The 19,206-nt window shown below is 65.6% G+C and carries 17 protein-coding genes; 5 read left to right on the top strand and 12 right to left on the bottom strand.

The window, feature by feature from the left end; genetic code table 11:
• The first annotated feature begins 25 nt into the window (after positions 1-25).
• On the top strand, positions 26-1,417 hold the full coding sequence (locus O5K31_RS09500; RefSeq protein ID WP_269713336.1) for an MFS transporter: 1,392 nt from the start codon (positions 26-28) through the stop codon (positions 1,415-1,417).
• Positions 1,392-2,204, top strand: a complete 813-nt coding sequence (mazG, locus tag O5K31_RS09505) for a nucleoside triphosphate pyrophosphohydrolase (protein WP_442867701.1) — start codon at positions 1,392-1,394, stop codon at positions 2,202-2,204. Before O5K31_RS09500 ends, mazG begins: the two co-directional genes overlap by 26 nt.
• Here mazG and O5K31_RS09510 read toward each other — a convergent pair.
• From O5K31_RS09510 to dusB, 9 genes are all read right to left on the bottom strand, one after another.
• On the bottom strand, positions 2,201-2,716 hold the full coding sequence (locus tag O5K31_RS09510) for an MOSC domain-containing protein (RefSeq protein WP_269713340.1): 516 nt from the start codon (positions 2,714-2,716) through the stop codon (positions 2,201-2,203). The two genes, mazG and O5K31_RS09510, sit on opposite strands and share 4 nt — an antisense overlap.
• 29 nt (positions 2,717-2,745) lie before the next feature.
• Positions 2,746-4,059, bottom strand: coding sequence for a GTPase HflX (gene hflX, locus O5K31_RS09515; protein WP_269713342.1), 1,314 nt, complete (start codon positions 4,057-4,059; stop codon positions 2,746-2,748).
• Entirely contained in the window at positions 4,056-4,304 is a 249-nt protein-coding gene (gene hfq / locus O5K31_RS09520) for an RNA chaperone Hfq (protein WP_269713344.1), read from the bottom strand. Before hfq ends, hflX begins: the two co-directional genes overlap by 4 nt.
• A 122-nt stretch (positions 4,305-4,426) precedes the next feature.
• The gene (locus O5K31_RS09525; RefSeq protein WP_269713346.1) at positions 4,427-5,290 is read right to left on the bottom strand and encodes a D-amino-acid transaminase; all 864 of its coding nucleotides are present in this window, start codon (positions 5,288-5,290) and stop codon (positions 4,427-4,429) included.
• Positions 5,290-6,681 (bottom strand): nitrogen assimilation response regulator NtrX, encoded by a 1,392-nt coding sequence (gene ntrX / locus O5K31_RS09530; protein ID WP_269713348.1) that lies wholly within the window; start codon positions 6,679-6,681, stop codon positions 5,290-5,292. Before ntrX ends, O5K31_RS09525 begins: the two co-directional genes overlap by 1 nt.
• Positions 6,678-8,894 carry a sensor histidine kinase NtrY-like gene (locus tag O5K31_RS09535; RefSeq protein ID WP_269713350.1) on the bottom strand — a complete coding sequence of 739 codons (2,217 nt, stop codon included), beginning with the start codon at positions 8,892-8,894 and terminating at the stop codon, positions 6,678-6,680. Before O5K31_RS09535 ends, ntrX begins: the two co-directional genes overlap by 4 nt.
• Positions 8,895-9,007: 113 nt before the next feature.
• Positions 9,008-10,426, bottom strand: a complete 1,419-nt coding sequence (locus O5K31_RS09540; protein ID WP_269713352.1) for a sigma 54-interacting transcriptional regulator — start codon at positions 10,424-10,426, stop codon at positions 9,008-9,010.
• 11 nt (positions 10,427-10,437) lie between these two features.
• Complete coding sequence (locus O5K31_RS09545; protein ID WP_269713354.1) at positions 10,438-11,532, bottom strand: two-component system sensor histidine kinase NtrB; 1,095 nt, start codon at positions 11,530-11,532, stop codon at positions 10,438-10,440.
• Positions 11,529-12,536: a tRNA dihydrouridine synthase DusB gene (gene dusB, locus O5K31_RS09550; protein WP_269713356.1), complete on the bottom strand. Its 1,008-nt coding sequence runs from the start codon at positions 12,534-12,536 to the stop codon at positions 11,529-11,531. Before dusB ends, O5K31_RS09545 begins: the two co-directional genes overlap by 4 nt.
• Positions 12,537-12,626: 90 nt before the next feature.
• Between dusB and O5K31_RS09555 the strand changes: the two genes are divergently transcribed.
• Positions 12,627-13,772 carry a bifunctional 2-C-methyl-D-erythritol 4-phosphate cytidylyltransferase/2-C-methyl-D-erythritol 2,4-cyclodiphosphate synthase gene (locus O5K31_RS09555; protein ID WP_269713358.1) on the top strand — a complete coding sequence of 382 codons (1,146 nt, stop codon included), beginning with the start codon at positions 12,627-12,629 and terminating at the stop codon, positions 13,770-13,772.
• On the opposite strand, the gene O5K31_RS09560 is transcribed toward O5K31_RS09555, so the two are convergent.
• Entirely contained in the window at positions 13,769-16,000 is a 2,232-nt protein-coding gene (locus O5K31_RS09560) for a fused MFS/spermidine synthase (protein WP_269713360.1), read from the bottom strand. The genes O5K31_RS09555 and O5K31_RS09560 overlap by 4 nt on opposite strands.
• A gap of 88 nt (positions 16,001-16,088) precedes the next feature.
• On the opposite strand from O5K31_RS09560, the gene O5K31_RS09565 reads away from it, so the two are divergent.
• Together O5K31_RS09565 and O5K31_RS09570 are read left to right on the top strand one after the other, a co-directional pair.
• Positions 16,089-16,577, top strand: a complete 489-nt coding sequence (locus O5K31_RS09565) for a CinA family protein (protein ID WP_269713362.1) — start codon at positions 16,089-16,091, stop codon at positions 16,575-16,577.
• Between the two features lie 64 nt (positions 16,578-16,641).
• Positions 16,642-17,727, top strand: coding sequence for an FUSC family protein (locus O5K31_RS09570; protein ID WP_269713363.1), 1,086 nt, complete (start codon positions 16,642-16,644; stop codon positions 17,725-17,727).
• On the opposite strand, the gene O5K31_RS09575 is transcribed toward O5K31_RS09570, so the two are convergent.
• Both O5K31_RS09575 and lipA read right to left on the bottom strand, forming a co-directional pair.
• Entirely contained in the window at positions 17,700-18,161 is a 462-nt protein-coding gene (locus O5K31_RS09575) for a type II toxin-antitoxin system RatA family toxin (RefSeq protein WP_269713365.1), read from the bottom strand. The genes O5K31_RS09570 and O5K31_RS09575 overlap by 28 nt on opposite strands.
• A gap of 5 nt (positions 18,162-18,166) precedes the next feature.
• On the bottom strand, positions 18,167-19,129 hold the full coding sequence (lipA, locus tag O5K31_RS09580; RefSeq protein ID WP_269713367.1) for a lipoyl synthase: 963 nt from the start codon (positions 19,127-19,129) through the stop codon (positions 18,167-18,169).
• Positions 19,130-19,206 lie beyond the last annotated feature (77 nt).

The raw sequence follows: 19,206 nt of genomic DNA on the forward strand, positions 1-19,206 counted from the left end.
GCCCGAACGGGCCGGCAAGGTGACTATGCAGAGCCAACGACGCTCGTCCTGGATCATGGCCGCCTATGCGGCGCCCTCACTGCCGCTGGCGGCGCTCGGGCTTCCGCTCGTCGTCTACCTCCCCAATCATTATTCCGCGACGTTGGGCTTGAGCGTCAGCGCGGTCGGCGCCGCGTTCTTGCTCGTACGCCTCATCGACATCATTTTCGATCCGATCTTCGGCACGATCCTAGACCGCACGCGCTGGTCCACGGGCCGCTTCCGTCCCTGGCTGAGCATCGGCGCGCCGATGATCATGCTGGCCACCTGGATGCTGTTCATGGCCGAGGGAGGCGTGGGGCTTGGGTACCTGTGGCTATGGCTCTGCGTACTCTATGGAGGCTACTCGATCTGCACGCTGGCGCACAGCGCTTGGGGCTCGACGCTCTCAACCGATTACAATGAACGCTCGCGCATCTATGCGTGGTGGCAGAGCGGCAATGTGGTCGGGATGATCCTGGTCCTGATGCTTCCAGTGGCGCTGGCCGCAATTCCGCAGGCGACGATCAGAGGCGTGCCAGCCATGGGCTGGTTCATCGTCCTACTCGTTCCTCTGGCGGTCGGGGCGGCCTTGATGGTGGTTCCAGAGCCTCGCGCCACAACCTCGGGGTTGGAGCACAAGGTCGGCGTAAGCGCCTACTTCGACCTGATCCGTCGGCCTACGATCGCGAAAATCTTGTTCGCCGACCTGCTCCTGCATATCGGTCCGGGTGTCGCTGGCGCCCTGTTCTTCTTCTATTTCGAGCACGTGAAGGGCTACTCGAAGACAGAGGCCGAAACCCTTCTGCTGATCTACTTCATCTCCGCCATCGTCGGGGCGCCCCTTTGGGCCATCGTCGCCAAGAAGCTTGGCAAGCACCGCGCGCTGATGACCGCCGCCATCATCTACGCGCTGGTTCAGTTCGCCATTCCGTTCGTTCCGGCCACCAGTCTGCTGGTCGCTCTGCCCTTCCTCATCGCGGCGGGGTTGCCCTATTCGTCGGCTGGCGTGCTGCTGCGGGCGATGCTGGCGGACGCCGGCGACGAAGAGCGCCTTCGCACGGGCCAGGATCGCACTGGGACGCTCTACGCCATCCTGACCGGAACCATCAAAATCGGCATGGCTCTGGCGGTCGGCAGCTTCATCGTTCTCGGTTGGATGGGCTTCAACGCCGCCGATCCCGCCGCCAGCGCGCCGCTCGCCATGCGTGGGCTGGAGTGGATGTACGCCGCCTTGCCCGGAGGCTTCGCCCTGCTCGCGGCCTGGGTGCTGGCGCGCTATCCTCTGACCGAAGCCCGCCATGCGGAGATTCGCCAGCAGTTGGCGGAGATTGACCGCGAGGCTCCGCAAGCCACGGTCACGCCCACCGCCCATGTCGTCCAATCTCCCGCCGAGTGATCCCGCCGCCGCGATCCAGCAACTGATCCAGATCATGGCCCGCCTGCGCGACCCGCAAGGCGGTTGCCCATGGGACCTGGAGCAGACCTTCGCCACCATCGCGCCCTATACGGTCGAAGAGGCGTACGAGGTCGCCGACGCCATCGAACGCGGCGACCTGACTGACCTGCGTGATGAATTGGGCGATCTGCTTTTGCAGGTGGTCTTCCACTCGCGCATGGCCGAAGAGCAAGGCGCCTTCGACTTCGCCCAGGTGGCCGCCTCCATCAGCGACAAGATGCTGCGCCGCCATCCGCATGTCTTCGGCGATCACGCCTATGACGACGTCGAGGATCAGAAGGCCGGGTGGGAGACCATCAAGGCCGCCGAGCGCGCGGCCAAGAAGAAGGGCGGCGTGCTCGACGACGTGCCGGCGGGTCTGCCCGCGCTCACCCGCGCCGTGAAACTGACCAAACGCGCCGCGCGCGTCGGGTTCGACTGGCCCTCGACCCGCGAAGTGCTGGACAAGCTGCGTGAAGAAACCGCCGAACTGGAGGTGGAAATCGAGGCCGGCGATCACGCCAAGGCGCGGGAGGAGATGGGGGACCTGTTGTTCGTGGTCGCCAACCTCGCCCGCAAGCTGGATGTAGAGCCGGAAGACGCCCTGCGCGCCACCAACGCCAAGTTCGCTCGCCGCTTTGCTTTCATCGAAGCCGAGCTGGCCAAGGATGGCCGCACGCCGGATCAGTCGGACCTGGCAGAAATGGACGGTCTTTGGAACGCCGCCAAGGCCGCGGAAAAAGGCTAGACCGGCTTGAGTGGCCTGTGCGGCGCGGCGGGATGGGTCGCAGCCACCGGATCGCCCGGCGTCACGACGCCACCGTTCAAGACGATGGCCATCACGCCCGCCTTGCGGATCAGTCCGCCCTGTTCATCATGACCTAGGGTCGCGGCCATGAGGCCATCCTGGAAGCGGTCCATCTGGATGCAGGGATTGCGCAGGCCCGTGAGCTCCAACTCGGCCTCCTCGCCCAGGCGCAGGATCGTCCCGGTGGGAAGCGCGAGGAGATCAAGGCCACGCGTGGTGACGTTCTCACCGATATCGCCGGGCCCGATGGAGAAGCCCTGCTCGTTCAGTTCGTCGAGCAACTCCGCTTGGATCAGATGAACCTGACGCAGGTTCGGTAGAGTAGGATTGAAGCGCGCCCGGGAGCGATGCTGAACCTTCAACCCGGCGTGGGCGTCGCCTTCGACCCCAATCCCAGCTATCAGGCGGATCATCATCGCCGGGGCCTTGCTGAACCGATGACGGGGGCTCAAGGCGACAGCCTCCACCACCCCCGCCGCCATCACTCGGTCACCACGACGTCGGGAAACAGGCGCTCGAACCGCCCCCTGGCCTGGGCGTCCAGGCGGGCAGAGACGTTGACGCCCCCATCCTCGTCGGCTTCGCGCGCTTCAACCCGGCCGTTGCGATAGAGCCAGGCCAAGGCCTCGCCCTCACCGGCGGCCAGATGGATGGTCACCGCGGGTACGTCATCGACCAGCGTCGCTAACCGCTCCAGCAGCGCCTCGCAGCCCTCGCCGGTGACCGCTGAAACGGCATGGGCGAGATTGCGGATGGCCTTGGCGATCAGCGAAACGCGGTCGTCCGGATCGGTGACCAGATCGACCTTGTTCCAGACCTCGATGATCATCCGGCCTGCTTCGGCGGTGACATCGAGTTCCTTAAGAACCGCCTCCACGTCGCGACGCTGGGCCTCGGTGTCGGGGCCGGCGATGTCGCGCACGTGCAAGACAATGTCGGCCTCCTGCACCTCCTCAAGGGTGGCGCGGAAGGCTTCGACCAGTTCGTGCGGCAGGTCGGAGATGAAGCCCACCGTGTCGGACATGATCGCGGGCCGCCCATCGGGCAACTTCACGGTCCGCAAGGTCGGATCGAGGGTGGCGAACAGCATGTCCTGCGCCAGAACCTTGGCCTCGGTCAGGCGGTTGAATAGCGTCGACTTGCCGGCGTTAGTGTAGCCCACCAACGCGATGGTCGGGTACGGGACCTTCTTGCGCGCCGAACGGTGGAGCGAGCGGGTGCGGCGCACCTCGATCAGCTCTTTCTTCAGCTTGGCGATGCGGTCGGCGATCAGGCGCCGGTCGAGCTCGATCTGAGTTTCACCCGGACCGCCGGTCGAACCGGTGCCGCCCCTTTGCCGCTCAAGGTGGGTCCAGGTGCGAACCAGGCGCGAGCGCTCGTAGTTCAGCCGGGCCAGCTCCACCTGCAGCCGACCTTCGCGCGTTCGGGCGCGGCGTCCGAAAATCTCGAGGATCAGGCCCGTGCGGTCGATGACCTTCACGTTCCATGCCTTTTCGAGATTGCGCTGCTGAACGGGCGTCAACTGATCGTCGACGACGACCGCGTCCAGTTCCTCGGCCTCGCAGATGCCGCCGATCTCCTCAACCTTGCCCTTGCCGAACAAGGTCGCAGGGGTGTGGCCGCGGATCGGTGCGATCAGCGTTTCACGCACGTCCAGGTCAAGCGCCAGCGCAAGGCCGACGGCTTCTTCAAGCCGAGCCTGGGGATCGCGGGCGCCGCTGTCGGACGCCCGCACCGGATGCACCACCAGCGCCGTGATGACCGGCGCGCTGTGATCTATGAATTTACTGGTCAATCGTCTTGGTCTGGGCCCGGCTCATAGAGCTGCACAGGCGCGGAAGGCATGATTGTTGAGATGGCGTGCTTGTAAACAAGCTGGCTTTGGCCATCGCGGCGAAGCAGGACGCAGAAGTTATCAAACCAGCTGACGACACCCTGCAGCTTCACGCCGTTCACCAGGAAGATCGTCAGCGGCGTCTTCGACTTGCGCACGCTGTTCAGGAAGGTGTCCTGAAGGTTCTGTTTCTTTTCGTTCGACATCGGGGATTCCCCTCTTATTGGCCGGAGAGCGAAGCGCTCTCCACACACGCACAGTTCATGCTAGGCCGCCCATCGGACGCCCGGCAATAGGCATTACACGACAACGTTGTCAGAAGGCGCGCTTAGATCGCGGTTTCGCGAGCGCGCTGCATATAGAGATTGCGCAGCCGCATCGCCAGGGGGCCGACCGTTCCGTCCCCAACCGGCTTGCCGTCGATGGCGACGATCGGCGAAACCAACGACCCCGCGCCGCTAATGAAGCACTCGCGCGCCGCCTGCGCCTCGGCGACGGTAAAGGGCCGCTCGTTCACGGTCAGGCCCTGCTCGGCGATCACCTGAAGGAGGCTGTTGCGGGTGACTCCACGAAGGATGTTGGCGTTGGTGTCGCGGGTGCGCAGCGCGCCGTCCTGATCGACGATCCAGGCGTTGCTCGACGCGCCTTCAGTGACAAAGCCCAGCTCGTCGACGAAGAAGGCCTCAAGGGCGCCCTTCTCGCGGGCGGCCTGTTTGGCCAGGGCGTTGGGCAGCAGGCCGATGCTCTTGATGTCGCAACGACCCCAGCGGTTTTCGGGCACGGTGACGGCGGTATAGCCCTTGGCCGCCTTGGCGTCCGAGGCGACGCGGTCCACCGGCCGGATGGTGGCGACCACAGCCGGTGTGACTTCAGGGTTGGGGAAAGCATGGTCCCGTCGCGCCACGCCACGACTGACCTGAAGATAGAGCAGGCCCTCTCGAACACGATTGCGGCGCACGACCTCGCGAAGCACGACCGTCAGGGCGGCGCGGGTCATGGGATGGGCGATGCGCAGCTCGTCCAGGCTGCGCCACAGGCGCGCGAAGTGGCCCTCAGCGTCGGCCAGTTTGCCGTCCATCACCGACCAGACTTCATAGACGCCGTCGGACAGCTGATAGCCCCGGTCCTCGATATGGACCGCGGCGTCCCGGTGGCGCACGAAGGCGCCGTTCACATAGGCGTATCTGGACATCAGTCTTCTTCGTCTTCGCCAGCCCGCGACCCGGCGACGCCCAAGGACTTCAGCTTGCGGTGCAGGGCCGAGCGTTCCATGCCGATGAAAGCGGCGGTGCGCGAGATATTTCCACCGAACCGCATGATCTGGGCGTTCAGATACTCGCGTTCAAATAGCTCGCGCGCCTCACGCAGCGGCAGGGCGATGATCCGCTCAGCGCCGATAGCGCCAGCCTGGCTACTACTGGCCACCTCGGCTGGCAGCATCTCGGCTGTGATGATGTCAGCGGGATCGCCGGACGCCAGGATCAGCATGCGCTCGACGTTGTTGCGCAGCTGGCGGACGTTGCCAGGCCAGTCGTGTACCTGAAGGGTCGCCATGGCGTCATCGCCCAGCCGCCGTTTGGGCATGCCGGTCGTCTCGCTGATCTTCTCGATGAAGAAATGGACCAGTTCGGGGATGTCTTCGCGACGTTCGGACAAGCCCGGCACCCGAACGGGTACGACGTTCAGACGATGGAACAGGTCTTCGCGGAAACGCCCCGCCTCGATCTCGGCCCGCAGGTCACGCGAGCTGGACGAGACCACGCGAACGTCCACCTGCACGTCGTTATCACCGCCGACACGGCGGAAGCGTTGCTCGACCAGCACGCGCAGGATGCGGCTCTGGGTCTCGCGAGGCATGTCGGCCACCTCATCGAGGAACAGGGTGCCGCCGTGAGCGCGTTCAAACACCCCGATCTTACGCGGGCGGCCACCCTCGCCTTCTTCGCCGAAAAGCTCGATGTCCATGCGCTCGGGTGTCATGCCGGCGGCGCTGAGCGCCACAAACTCGCCTCGCGACCGCGGGCTGGACTCGTGAATCAGGCGAGCCGCCAACTCCTTGCCAGCGCCGGAGGGACCGGAGATCAGCACGCGGCTATTGGCGGGGGCCACCTTCACGATCAACTGACGCAAAGCCTGCGACGCCGCCGACTTGCCAATCAGGCCGTCGGGCGTCAGCGATTGGGCCCGCAGGCGACGGTTCTCACGCCGAAGGTTGGCCGCCTCCAGCGCCCGTTCGACCACCAGCAACAGTCGGTCGGACTTGAAGGGCTTTTCCAGAAACTCATAGGCGCCGCGCTTGATCGCGCTGACCGCGGTCTCGATGTTGCCGTGGCCGCTGATCATGATTACCGGCAGGTCCTGGTCGAGGGTCTTGATCAGGTCGAGCAGCTCCAGCCCGTCCATACCGCCGCCCTGCATCCAGATGTCGAGCACCAGGACCGCCGGCTTACGCGCCCGGATCGCGGCCAGCGCCGCCTCCGAATCGGCGGCCGTTCGCACGGCATAGCCCTCGTCGGACAAGATGCCCGCCACGAGTTCGCGGATATCGGCCTCGTCATCAACAACCAGAACGTCAGCGCTCATGCGCTCTCCTTGAGATCGTCGCCTTCCGGCGATTGGACTTGGGTCTTCGCCGTGACGGGGAAGCGCAGGATCGCCCGCGCGCCTCGCCCATGCCCGGCGTCAGTCAGGACAATTTCGCCCCCATGGTCTTCAAGCACGCGCTTGACGATGGCCAGGCCCAAGCCCGTGCCCTTCTCGCGCGTGGTGACATAGGGTTCTGTCAGTCGGTCTCGGTCGCGGGTCGGAAGTCCGACGCCGTTGTCCTCGACGATGAAGCAGAAGGAAGACGCATCCACGCTCATTTCCGCGGTGATGCGTCCTTGCAGCCCTTGGTCCTCGGTTCGCCTGGCGGCAATCGCCTCGGCTGCGTTCTTGAGGACGTTGGTCAGAGCCTGACCCACCATGCGGGCGTCGCAGATCAGCATCCCCGGCGGCGTGGTCTCGATGATCTCGATCTCGATGTCGGGATTGGCCACGCGTTGAGCGAAGACCGTTTCGCGCAGCAGCTCCACCGGATCGGCCGGCGCGAACTTGGGCGCGGGCATCCGTGCGAAGGCGCTGAATTCATCGACCATGCGACCGATATCACCCACCTGGCGGATGATGGTTTCGGTGCAGCGATCAAAGGTTTCGACGTCCTGAGTCACGTCCTTGCGGTACTTGCGACGGATGCGCTCGGCCGACAGCTGGATGGGCGTCAGCGGGTTCTTGATCTCGTGCGCGATGCGCCGCGCGACATCCTTCCAGGCGGCGTTCCGCTGGGCGGCCACCAGACGCGTGATGTCATCAAAGGTCAGCACCAACCCGCCGTCCCCGCCCGAGGCGCGCACACGCAGGCGGCGTGTATCGGAACCCCGGACCACGTCCACCTCCGCCTCGACGTCGATGCCGCTGCTCATGGCTTCCTGAGCTAGCGGAGTTAGTTCCGGCGCGGCGTCGGCCAAGCTGCTGCCCGCGGCCCCGGCGTCGATCCCCAGCAGCACGGCAGCCTGCCGATTCATCGCCGAAATACGGCCCTTGCCGTCGAGGCCAAGCACCCCGGCGCTGACCCCTGAAAGCACGGCCTCCATGAACTGGCGACGCTCCTCGGCTTCATAGCCAGCGGCGATCAGGGCTTCCTGCTGCTCCTTAAGATCCGCCGTCATCTGATTGAAAGCGTTAGACAGCGCCTGGATCTCCTCCGGCCCGCGCTCAACCGTCACTCGCGCCGACAGGTCGCCCGCCGAAACCCGGCCGGCAGCCTGGACAAGCCGCGCCACAGGGCCAGCGATGGAATTGGCCGCCGCGATGCCAAGCCAGACGGCCCCCACCAGCAGCAACAGTGCGGTCTCGGCATAGCTGAGCGCGAACGCCGCCTGCAGGCGCGCGCGACTGCTGGCCGCCTCACGATAGGAGGCCAGGGATTCCATGGTTTCGCGCAGGTGATTCAGGATACCGCGATCGACCGGGCGAACGACATAGAGGTAGCCATCCGGAAACGCCCGCAGGCGATAGAGGGCCCGAAACAGGTCAGCGCTGTAGAACTGCTGAGCCGAAATCACCCCTTCGTCGGCGCCCGAGAAGCTGGCGCGCGGCGGGGCCAGGAACGGCGGCGCGCCATCTCCCTCGGCTCTGGCCAGGACGCGACCGTCGGCGTCGATGACATAGGCGGCCGCAAATCCGTTGTCCTGCGCCTCGGACGCCAGGAAGTGGCTGAAGGCGACCGGCGAATGAGTGATGGCCGGGGCGGCGTTGTTCAGGCTCGCGGCCATCAGCATCACGTGATCGCTGATGTAGGTCTTCTGCTCCTCCACGTAGGAGCGAGCCACGGTGGCCGAGTTCTCGACGACAGTCTGGACGCGGCGGCTGAACCAGTCCTCCACGCCTCGATTGACCAGCACCCCGAAGAACAGGGCGACGATGACGGCGGGCGCCACCGCGGCGGCCGAGAACAGCGCGACGAACCGCAGATGCAGGCGAGCCCCCGCATCGCTGGCGCGCATGCCGACCAATTGCAGAACCCGCCACCCCACGAAGACGGCGAGCCCAAGAATCAAGATGAGGTTGAGGCCGAGAACGACCAAAATCACATTGATGGCCGGATCGACCGGCCCGCTCGCCGGCGGCGACGAGGCCAACAGAACGCCCGTCGCGGTCAGGCCCGCGGCAAGCGCGTAACCGCCACCCAGCAGATAGCGCGATCGGGAAAGCCGCTTCAGGCCCCGCCCGAGGGCGGGCGGCGCAAACGCTGACAAGGCAAGGCGGCCGAACAAAGCCATAAGGAACACACTAGAGGCGGGTGTGGCCCATGTTCAACAGCTATGTGGCCGAACTGCGCCATTGCACGGTTAAGCTTGCGTAATCCAGCCTAGCGGCGGCCCCGTGACATTTCCACGCCGAGGTCCTGAATCTTCTTTCGCAGGGTGTTTCGGTTGAGGCCGAGAATCTCCGCCGCCCTCACCTGATTGCCGCGAGTGGCCGACAGGGTCATTTGAATCAGAGGCCGCTCGACCTCTTCCAAGATGCGATCATAGAGCCCCGGCTCCGGCAGCCCGTCCTGATCGGCGAAGTGGCTCGCAAGATGGCGCTCGACCAGCATGGACAGGGTGACCGGCCCCTCCTCGCCTCGCACCGTCGGCGCTTGGTCCTGCAGCTCACGCTCGATGATCCGCGCGCTGATCAGCTCCTCGCCATAGAGGGCGCAGATACGGCGGATCAGGTTCTCCAGCTCGCGCACATTGCCGGGCCAGGCGTGGGTCTTCAGCCGGTCCAGGGCGCCTTGGTCTATGGTCTTGGAGGGCAAGCCCTCTCGATTGGCGCGCAGAAGGAAGGCGCGGGCCAGATCCGGGATGTCCTCGGTCCGGTCGCGCAGCGGCGGCAGGCGCACAGGCGCTACGTTCAGGCGGAAGTAAAGGTCCTCGCGGAACAGACCCTGCTGGATCAGACTGCGCAGATCCCGGTTGGTGGCGGCGATGACGCGCACGTTCGGGCGGCGGCCCGTCTTGGGATTGACGACCGGCTCGGAGCCGTCGATCACCCTCAGCAGACGCGTCTGAGCGTCCAACGGCATGTCGCCGATCTCGTCCAGGAACAGCGTACCGCCGTCGGCCTCGACCAGTTTCCCGAGGTCGCCCTCGCCACGACCGAACAGCTCGGCCTCAACCCGCTCGCGCGGCACGGCGGCGAGGTTGATGACCATGAACTTGCCGTCGCGACGCCGCCCTAATTCGTGCAGGGCGCGAGCGACCAGCTCTTTGCCGGTGCCAGACTCCCCCAGAATCAGCACCGTCAGGTCCGCGCCGACAAGACGGGCGATGGTGCGATAGACGTCCTGCATCGGCGCCGAGCGGCCGATCAGCGGCAGACGCTCGTCGCGCATGGCGCGGGCTTGCGCCTTGGACGCTTCGGCATCAGCCGGCTTGGACAGCGCGCGCCGTGCGGCGGCGGTGATATCGTCCAGATCGAAGGGCTTGGAAACGTACTCGAAGGCTCCTGCGTCGGCGGCGCTGACCGCCGTCAGCAGGGTGTTTTGCCCGCTCATCACGATGACCGGCAGCTTGGGGCGCTCCTTGCGGATGCGCGGCAGCACGTCGAAGACGTTCTCATCCGGCATGACTACGTCGGTGACCACCAGATCCCCTTCGCCGTCAGAGACCCACTTAAGCAAGGTCGTGGCGTTTCCGGTCGCGCGCACCTGATAGCCGAGGCGCGTGAAGGCCTGGCTGAGAACCAGTCGGATCGAGGAGTCGTCGTCGGCGATCAGGATCTTCTTGGTAGAGGCGTTCATGCTTTCTCCAACTAGGAGGCGACGGGCAGAAGGACCCGGAAGACCGTTCTTCCGGGTTCGGATTCAAAATCGATCAGGCCGCTATGACTGGCCACGAGCTTGGCGACGAGCGCCAGGCCCAGGCCCGCGCCATGCGCCTTGGTGGAGATAAAAGGCTGGAACAGCGCCTCCCGGATAGCGGCGGGCACGCCGGGTCCGTTGTCCTGGATTCGGATCTCCAGCGGCGCGCCCTTGGCCGTTCGGCCGTCAGCGCCGCGCACCCGCACGCCATGGCGATAGGCGGTGAAGATGTGGATTTCGCCACGCCCGTCGCCGCGCCCATGGGCGGCTTCCGCGGCGTTCTTGACCAGGTTGAGAAAGATCTGGATCAGCTGATCCTCATCGCCCAGAACCGGCGGCAGCGACGGATCGTAGGATTCCTTCAGACCCAGGCCATCGGCCACGCCATTGGCCGCCAGGGCGCGGACACGATCGAGGACCTGATGGATGTTCACCGGCTCCAGATCGGTCGGTACGTCGTCGGCGAAAACCGTCATGCGATCGACCAGCCGGCGGATGCGATCCGTCTCGTCGACAATCAGCTGGGCCAGCGGCTGGTCCTCGGGCGGAGCGCCCGTCTTGAGCAACTGAGCGGCGCCGCGGATGCCCGCCAAGGGGTTCTTGATCTCATGCGCCAGCATTCGGCCCAGGCCGACAACAGAGCGCAGCCCCGCAGGGTCGGTGGATCGCTCGACCCCCAGGGCCCCGCGCACGTGCAGAGTCAGCAGGACCGAGCCATCATCCAGCGGCGTGGCCGCGCCGTCCGCCTCGAATGGCGGCTGGCCGAACAGGTTGACGACGATGCCGTGTTCACGAACCCGGGCCTGCTCGTTCGACGCCCGATCGATCAGGGCGACCAGATGAGAGTCCGGCGGCAGAGCGGCGCGGAAACGCCCACGAGCCAGAAGGGCGAGACCCTGGCCGAACAGGGCTTCGGCGGCGTCATTCACTGCGACGAGTGCGCCGTCAGGGTCAATGACGAGTGAGGGCTCGGGAATGAGATCGAAAGCCGCGGCTTTCATATCCACAACCCGTGAGCCCAGTAGAGGACGAGCGCGTTCGGTCATGCCGCCATCCTTGATCCGCCGTCCGACCAAAGAGCGGTCAGGGCGGCTTCAACCTCCACGGCGGTCTCCAGACGGCACAGGCGGGCGCGGGCTTCGCGCCGGGCCTCCGGCGCCTGCGGCCAGGGGGCTGCCTCGATGTATGAGGCCAGGTGCTTGCGGAACATCTTCAGACCCAGGCGTTCGCCGTAGAAGCTCAGGCTGTCCCGGAAGTGATCGGTGGCGATCGCCAATCGCTGGTTCATGTCAGGCTCGATAAAAGGCTGTCCATCGAGCGCCGCCTCGATGGCCGCGCTAATCCAGGGCCGTCCATAAACGCCACGGCCGATCATCACGCCGTCAGCGCCGGATTGGGTGAGGGCTTCATGAGCTGTCGCGCCGTCGATGACATCGCCATTGACGATGACCGGTATGGAGAGCTCGTTCTTGACGGCTCGGACCGCGGACCAGTCCGCCACACCCTTGTAGAACTGACAGCGTGTACGTCCGTGGACCGTCACCGCGCTGGCTCCAACGGCTTGGGCGCGCGAGGCGATCTCGGGGGCGTTGCGCGAGGCGTCGTCCCAGCCCAGACGCATCTTTACGGTCACGGGCACATCGACCGCATCGACGGCGGCGGCCACCAGGCTTTCCGCGAGGTCCGGGTCACGCATCAGGGCCGAGCCCGAGGCGACACCGGTTACTTCCTTGGCGGGACAGCCGAAATTCAGGTCGATGATCTGCGCGCCGGCCTTGGCCGCCAGGCGAGCGCCCTCCGCCATGAAGGCGGGGTCGCGTCCGACGAGTTGCACGACCATGAGCGGCAGCCCCTCACCCACCGCCGCGCGACGCACGACATCGGGACGGCCGCGCGCGAATTCGGCGCAGGCGACCATCTCGGTCGCCACGTAGCCGGCTCCGGCCTTCACAGCTGCAATACGGAAAGGCAGGTCCGATACGCCCGTCATCGGCGCGATCCATACGCGCCCCGGAATCTCGACCGAACCGACCTTGAGCATTTTGCTCATTTTATAAACATCCCCACCGCTCTGTTTTTAGGCAAATTGTGCGGCGCCGTAAAGCTGGAACGCGCGTTCAAAGCTCTTTAAGGACGGCGCATGAGCTTTTCAGCTGTCATCGTCGCCGCTGGCGGGGGATCGCGGGCCGGCGCCGGACCCGCAAAGCAGTGGCGTCTGGTGACTGGCCGGCCCGTCGTGCGCTGGTCCGTGGAGGCGTTTCTAGCAGCTGGCGCTACCGAGGTCCTGGTCGTCATACCGGCTGGCGCCGAAGCCGAGCTCACCGGCGCTCTCAGCGGGCTTGAAGGATGGCGCGCTGTATCCGGGGGCGCCAGTCGCGCGGCATCGGTGCAGGCAGGACTCGCTGCATCGAACGCCTCAGACGAAACACCGGTGCTGATCCACGACGCCGCCCGCCCCTTCCTGACGCGCGATCATATCCACACGCTGCTCGAAGCCTTGAAGAATGCCGAGGGCGCGGCCCCTGCCCTGCCCGTCGCCGACACGCTCAAACGTCGAGACGGGGATGCGGTGACCACAACCTCGCGCGACGGGCTTTGGCGCGTCCAGACGCCTCAGGCCTTCCGCCGCTCGATCTTGGTCGATGCCTACGCCGCATGGCGCGCGCCGGCCGACCCCACAGACGATTGCGCTGTGGTCGAGGCCGCTGGCGGCCGCATCGCCCTGACGGCGGGCGATCCTATGCTCATGAAGCTGACCTATCCGGAGGACTTCGCCATGGCCGAGCGACTGGCGGGCGGCGCCCGCATCACCCGCATCGGCCAGGGGTTCGACGCCCATCGCTGGGGTCCTGGCGAGGAAGTCTGGCTATGTGGCGTCGCCATCACCCACGATGAGACGCTGATCGGCCACTCTGACGCGGACGCAGGCCTGCATGCCCTGACCGACGCCCTACTGGGCGCTATCGGCGAAGGCGATATCGGAGACCACTTCCCGCCGACGGACCCGAAATGGAAAGGCGCTTCATCAGATCGCTTCCTGATCCACGCCGCCGAATTGATCGCGGCGAAGGGCGGACGGATCATCAATATCGATGTGACCCTCATCTGCGAGCGACCCAAGATCAAGCCGCACCGGGCCGCGATGCGCGAGCGGCTGGCCACTCTGCTCGATCTGCCGCTGGACAGAGTCAGCGTGAAGGCGACCACGACAGAAGGCATGGGGTTCACCGGCCGCGGCGAGGGTCTAGCCGCCCAGGCGGTTGCGACGGTGGAGACGCCGCTCTAGTCCCCTTGGCCGAAGAAGTTCGACCGCTGCTTCATCCGACGGATCATCGCACCGAACAGGTTTGAATAGTCGTCTGTCCATGGCCTGACCTTCTCGGCCTGCGGCCACGACCATCGCGGATCGTCGCGGAAGACCTTCAGCGCTTCAGGATTGCGCGCGGCGATCAGGACATCTTCGGCGGTCTGAGACAGCGGCGGCGCATTGGGGTCCGGCGTGTAGTACTGCCGCAAGGCCGAGCCGCCGGCCGCCTCGACAGCCGCCTGTGCGGGGGCGTCAAGCTCCAGGTTCCGGTTGGACAGGTGCAGGATCAGCACCCCGTCTGGCTTGAGCCGGGACAGATACAACCGGATCGCCTCGACCGTCAGCAGGTGCCCCGGCACCGCGTCCGAGGAGAAGGCGTCGATCAGCAGGATATCGTAGGAGTTCGGCTGCTCCTTGTTCAGGGTCAGGCGCGCGTCGCCGAGCTTGAAATCGACCTGTCCCTTGGCGCATTCGCGCACATAGGTGAACCCCGCCGGGTCACTGGACAGGCGGATCATCAGGGGATCGATCTCGAAGAATGTCATCTTGTCGTCAACCTGATTGTATGCGGCGACGGTGCCGGTGCCCAACCCGAGCACGCCGACATTCAAGGGGCGTGGCTGCACCCCCTTGGCCGCGAAGACCTGGGCGATGGGCGTCGGCGGCGCGTAGTAGAGGAGCGGCTGGCAGCGGTAGGCGGGATTTTGAGCCTGCGCGCCGTGCAAGGTGGTTCCGTGGGTGAGCATGCGCACCTCGCCGCCCAGCCCCTTCACATTGATGCTGGAGACCCGGGCCACCCCAAAGAAGCTGCGCCAAGTGTTCTCGACCTCGGCCCTTTGACCCGCTGACTGGGCGCCGACCAGCAGGAGGACAAGCAGGATCATATAGACCAGGGCGTGGCGACGCATGATCGTACAAGCGGCGACCACGAAGACCAGCGATACGGCGGCTTCCGTCTTTACGCCGCGCGGCTCGGCCAGGACGACCGCCACCATGGCGGCGAACACGCCGGTGACGAAGACGCCCCACTCCCAGTTCTGCAGACGCTCCTGCCGCCAGGGCCGGATCAGGCCAGCCAGCAACAGAACTAGCGGATACTCGATCACGCGCGGGAAGATGACCGGCGCGACAAAGGCGTTGAACGCTCCGCCCAGCACCCCGCCCAGCGAGAGCCAGAGATAGAATTCGGTCAGCCGCCGGGCGGCCGGCCTGCGCGCTACAAGAGCCTGGTGCGCGACCAGTGCGGTGAGGAAGAAGGCGGCCAGATGTACGCCGACCTGAAGAAGAGCGGCGTGGGTGGGAAACGGCGTGAGCAGAAGCGCCGCGGGCAGCAGCATCGATTGCGCCGCCAGCGCCCAATGTGGGGAGATCAGGGGGCGGACCTGAAACGCGATGATGAAGCTGATCAGGTAGAGCGCCAGCGGGCCGACCCACAGGAAGGGCGCCGAGGCGACGTCGGCGCCGAGATAGGCCGTGGTTCCCAAAAGCAGGCTGGACGGCAAGGCCGAGAGCCCAAGCCACAACAGACGCTGACGCCAGGTGACAGGTGGCGCCGTCTCCGCCGACTGCATCGGCGTCATGTCAGGCGCGCGCCTCAACCCCAGGGCCAGCAAGCCGATCAGTACAACGAAAACGGCGTATCCCGCGGTCCAGGCGTGGCGCTGCACGCTCAGCGTCAGCACCGGCTCGATCACGATAGGATAGGCCAGCAGGGCGATGAGGCTGCCAAGATTGCTGGCGGCATAGAGGGCGTATGGCTCCTTGCCATCATCCACCGCCCTGGCCCGCCAAGCCTGAATCAACGGCGCGGTGGCCGACAAGACGGCGAACGGCAGGCCAATAGACAGGGCTAGTGCGCCGACCAGCCACAGAGCCGGCATATCTGGCCGCGGTTCGCCCATCAGGGCCGTGATCCGCAGGGGTAGGACGATCGCCGCGATCATCAGGGCGATAAGATGCATCGCTAGCTGACGGCGAAAGCTCAGCTTCTGCAGCAGGTGCGCGTAGCCGTATCCGACCAGCAGCGCGGCCTGGAAGAAGGCTAGGCTCACGTTCCAAACCGCCTGGGTCCCGCCCAGCAGGGGCAGCAGCAGCTTGGCCATCATCGGCTGGACGGAAAAGATCAGCGCCGCGCTGGTGAACACGGCGACGACAAACAGGGCGGGCGGCGGCCCGCCATGGGCGGGCGAAGCGTCGGATAAGCTCATGAAGACTCGGTCTACATCCGGCCCTGTTGCATCACCGGCGGTGAAGGCTGACCTTTGTGCGACAATGTTTCAAGCTTAAGGACGCGCGATGTTCTCGATCGAGATCGAAACCCTTGCCCGGCTTCTGATTGACGAAGCTCGAGACCGCTCGCTGCGACTGGTTACGGCCGAAAGCTGCACCGGCGGACTGGTCGGCGGCGCCATCTGCGCGATTCCCGGGGCGTCGGACGTCTTCGAGCGCGGCTTCATCACCTACACGAACCGCGCCAAACAGGAGATGCTGGGTGTCCCGGGCGACATGCTGGCCGACCACGGAGCCGTATCTGAACCCGTCGCCCGCGCCATGGCTGAAGGTGCGCTGGCGGCGTCCAACGCCCATATCGCCGTCGCCGTAACGGGGGTCGCCGGCCCCGGCGGCGGCAGTCCGTTGAAGCCTGTGGGAACAGTCCACTTCGCGGTCGCGCGCGCAAACCGCTCGGTCATGCACCGCCACGAGCAGTTCGACGGCGCGACTCGCGCGGAAGTTCAGGCGGCGGCCATAGCGGTCGCCCTCACCATGATGCGCGAGGCGGTCTAGCGTGGTGCGGGTCAGCCGCACGGACGCGCAGTCCTGGGGCCTTGCCGCTCTTTCTCGGCGCGCCATGGCCGCCGCCGCGGCCAAGCGGTCCGATCTTCGCCACGCGGTTCGGGTCACGGCCGCGGTGGGCGCATCCTTCACCCTCGCGACGGCCTTGCAGCTGCCTCAGGGCTTTTGGGCGGTCTTCACCGCCGTCATCGTCGTGCAGACGAGCATCGGCGGGACGATCACCGCCACCGTCGATCGCCTGACCGGCACCGTCGTCGGCGGGCTGATTGGCGCGGTCGCCGCCTATTTGAAAGCCCGGTTCGCGCTGGATGCGGGCCTGGTGCTTTGCGCCGTGACCGCGATCACGGCCTTCGCCGCCGCCGGGCGACCGAAGTTGAAGGTCGCCCCGATCACAGCCGTCATCGTGATCATCGCCACGCCGCATGACCTCGGCCCCTGGCACGCCGCCTTCTATCGCGTGGCGGAAATTCTGCTCGGTGGCTTGGTGGGTGTGGCGGCCACCCTCTTCATCTTCCCCGCCCCTGCGCATCACCTGGTCGTCTCGCGGCTTGCAGGCGCCATGAACAAGCTGGCTTATGTACTTGAGCTTTATGCTGGAATCCTCAAGGGCGAGGCGCACGAGGAAGACGTAGACGACGCCCATCGCGAACTGCGTGAGACGATCGGCAAGATCGAAACAGCCGTCACCGAGGCCCAGCGCGAGACCGATAGTCACCTGCCCGGCCGCCACACGCCCGAACGCGCGCCTCGCGTACTCTGGCGGGTCCGCAACGACACCGTCACGGTCGAACGGGCTTTGGGTGCGGTTCAGGAGAGTCCTGCCTTAAACCGCCTAAGACCCTCGGCGATAGCCCTGATCGAGGCCCAGATCGGCCGCCTCAAGGCATGCGCGCAAGCGGCCGAAGCGCACAGGCCGGTCCAACGTGGGTCACTGCTACAGTTTCAAGCGGAGTTCGAAGCGACACTGCAGCTTTTGCGAGACGAACGCGTGACCGTAAGCCTGTCGGCCGACGCGGCGGCGGGATTGTTCGGACTCGTCTTCGCGCTCAGCAGTCTGACCGACAATCTGGAAGACCTCGCCGACGTCGTCGATGAATTCAGCCGCCCGTCGCCTCAGACCACGCCGGAGGCTGTGCCGTAGAGTGTCCTCGCGCGGGCATCAAAGCAGCCGATCAGCCGGCTGACGGCTTGGTCGAAATTGGCCGCCAGTATGCCATCCAGGAACCGCATGCGGAACTCGAAGTCGATGTCGAACAGGACTTTGGTCCCATGTTCGTGAGGGACGAAGCGCCAGCGATTGCGCAACTTTTTGAATGGACCGCTGATCAGCGAAACGTCGACCTGATGATTGCTCCGGTCACGCCGCACGTGGGTGGAGAACTTCTCGCGCAGGAACGAAAAGCCCACCGCCGCCTCGGCGTCCAGGTGAGAGACCCCCTCTTCCTCGGGCTGTTCGTTCCAGGTTCGTAGAGACGTCACCCAGGGGACGAAGTCCGGATAATGCTTCACGTCGCCGACCAGATCGAACAGCTGGTCGGGCGTATAGGGCAAAACGCGGGCGACGCTGTGGCGCAAGGCGCTTAGGCCGCCGCGCCTTCACGAGCACGGCGAGCCGCCTGAAGTTTGGCGAAGTCCTCGCCCGCGTGGTGCGACGAGCGGGTCAGGGGGCTGGACGACACCATCAGGAAGCCCTTGGCCCGCGCGATCGCCTCATAGGCCTTGAACTCGTCAGGCGTGACGAACCGGTCGACGGCCGCGTGCTTGCGGGTCGGCTGCAGGTACTGGCCAATGGTGATGAAGTCGACGCCGGCGGACCGCATGTCGTCCATCACCTGCATGACCTCTTCCTTGGTCTCGCCAAGGCCGACCATCAGGCCGCTCTTGGTGAACTGCTCGGGGTCGCGCTCCTTGACCTGCTGCAGCAAGCGCAGGGAATGGAAGTAGCGGGCGCCCGGGCGGATCTTCAGATACAGCCGCGGGACAGTCTCGAGGTTGTGGTTGAAGACGTCCGGCTTGGAGTCGATGACAATCTTCTCGGACCCATCCTTGCGCAGGAAGTCGGGCGTCAGAATCTCAATGGTCGTGGCCGGGGCCGCCGCGCGGATGGCGCGCACCACCTTGGCGAAGTGGTCGGCTCCGCCGTCGGTCAGATCGTCGCGGTCCACCGAGGTGATGACCACGTGCTTGAGACCCATTTTCGCCACCGCCTCGGCCACGCGTTGCGGCTCGGTGGGGTCCAGGGCGTCCGGCAGGCCAGTAGCGACGTTGCAGAAGGCGCAGGCGCGAGTGCAGGTCTCGCCCATGATCATCATGGTCGCGTGCTTTTGGCTCCAGCACTCGCCGATGTTCGGGCAGGCGGCCTCTTCGCACACCGTGACCAGCTTGTGGTCACGCACGATGCCGCGCGTCTCATTGTAACCGGCGGAGCCCGGCGCTTTGACGCGCAGCCATTCCGGTTTGCGCAGAACAGGCGTCTCCGGACGGTTCTGCTTTTCGGGGTGGCGAACCGCCTTGGACGACACGGTATCGATCAGAGTGACCATAAGGCCTAGATCGGTCTTTTGGGGCTCAGGATCAAGCTTTGAACCGCCTCGTGCGGCAACGCGTTTCCGATCACGTA

Origin of the sequence: Caulobacter sp. NIBR2454, from assembly GCF_027474405.1 — a bacterium.
Classification (GTDB): Bacteria; Pseudomonadota; Alphaproteobacteria; order Caulobacterales; family Caulobacteraceae; genus Caulobacter.

What these genes read in the sequence shown, in the direction of transcription:
- O5K31_RS09500 (WP_269713336.1), top strand. Translation starts at nt 26, where the DNA reads ATGCAGAGCCAACGACGCTCGTCCTGGATCATGGCCGCCTATGCGGCG.
- mazG (WP_442867701.1), top strand. Translation starts at nt 1,392, where the DNA reads ATGTCGTCCAATCTCCCGCCGAGTGATCCCGCCGCCGCGATCCAGCAA.
- hfq (WP_269713344.1), bottom strand. Translation starts at nt 4,304, where the DNA reads ATGTCGAACGAAAAGAAACAGAACCTTCAGGACACCTTCCTGAACAGC.
- O5K31_RS09525 (WP_269713346.1), bottom strand. Translation starts at nt 5,290, where the DNA reads ATGTCCAGATACGCCTATGTGAACGGCGCCTTCGTGCGCCACCGGGAC.
- ntrX (WP_269713348.1), bottom strand. Translation starts at nt 6,681, where the DNA reads ATGAGCGCTGACGTTCTGGTTGTTGATGACGAGGCCGATATCCGCGAA.
- O5K31_RS09540 (WP_269713352.1), bottom strand. Translation starts at nt 10,426, where the DNA reads ATGAACGCCTCTACCAAGAAGATCCTGATCGCCGACGACGACTCCTCG.
- O5K31_RS09545 (WP_269713354.1), bottom strand. Translation starts at nt 11,532, where the DNA reads ATGACCGAACGCGCTCGTCCTCTACTGGGCTCACGGGTTGTGGATATG.
- dusB (WP_269713356.1), bottom strand. Translation starts at nt 12,536, where the DNA reads ATGAGCAAAATGCTCAAGGTCGGTTCGGTCGAGATTCCGGGGCGCGTA.
- O5K31_RS09555 (WP_269713358.1), top strand. Translation starts at nt 12,627, where the DNA reads ATGAGCTTTTCAGCTGTCATCGTCGCCGCTGGCGGGGGATCGCGGGCC.
- O5K31_RS09560 (WP_269713360.1), bottom strand. Translation starts at nt 16,000, where the DNA reads ATGAGCTTATCCGACGCTTCGCCCGCCCATGGCGGGCCGCCGCCCGCC.
- O5K31_RS09565 (WP_269713362.1), top strand. Translation starts at nt 16,089, where the DNA reads ATGTTCTCGATCGAGATCGAAACCCTTGCCCGGCTTCTGATTGACGAA.
- O5K31_RS09570 (WP_269713363.1), top strand. Translation starts at nt 16,642, where the DNA reads ATGGCCGCCGCCGCGGCCAAGCGGTCCGATCTTCGCCACGCGGTTCGG.
- lipA (WP_269713367.1), bottom strand. Translation starts at nt 19,129, where the DNA reads ATGGTCACTCTGATCGATACCGTGTCGTCCAAGGCGGTTCGCCACCCC.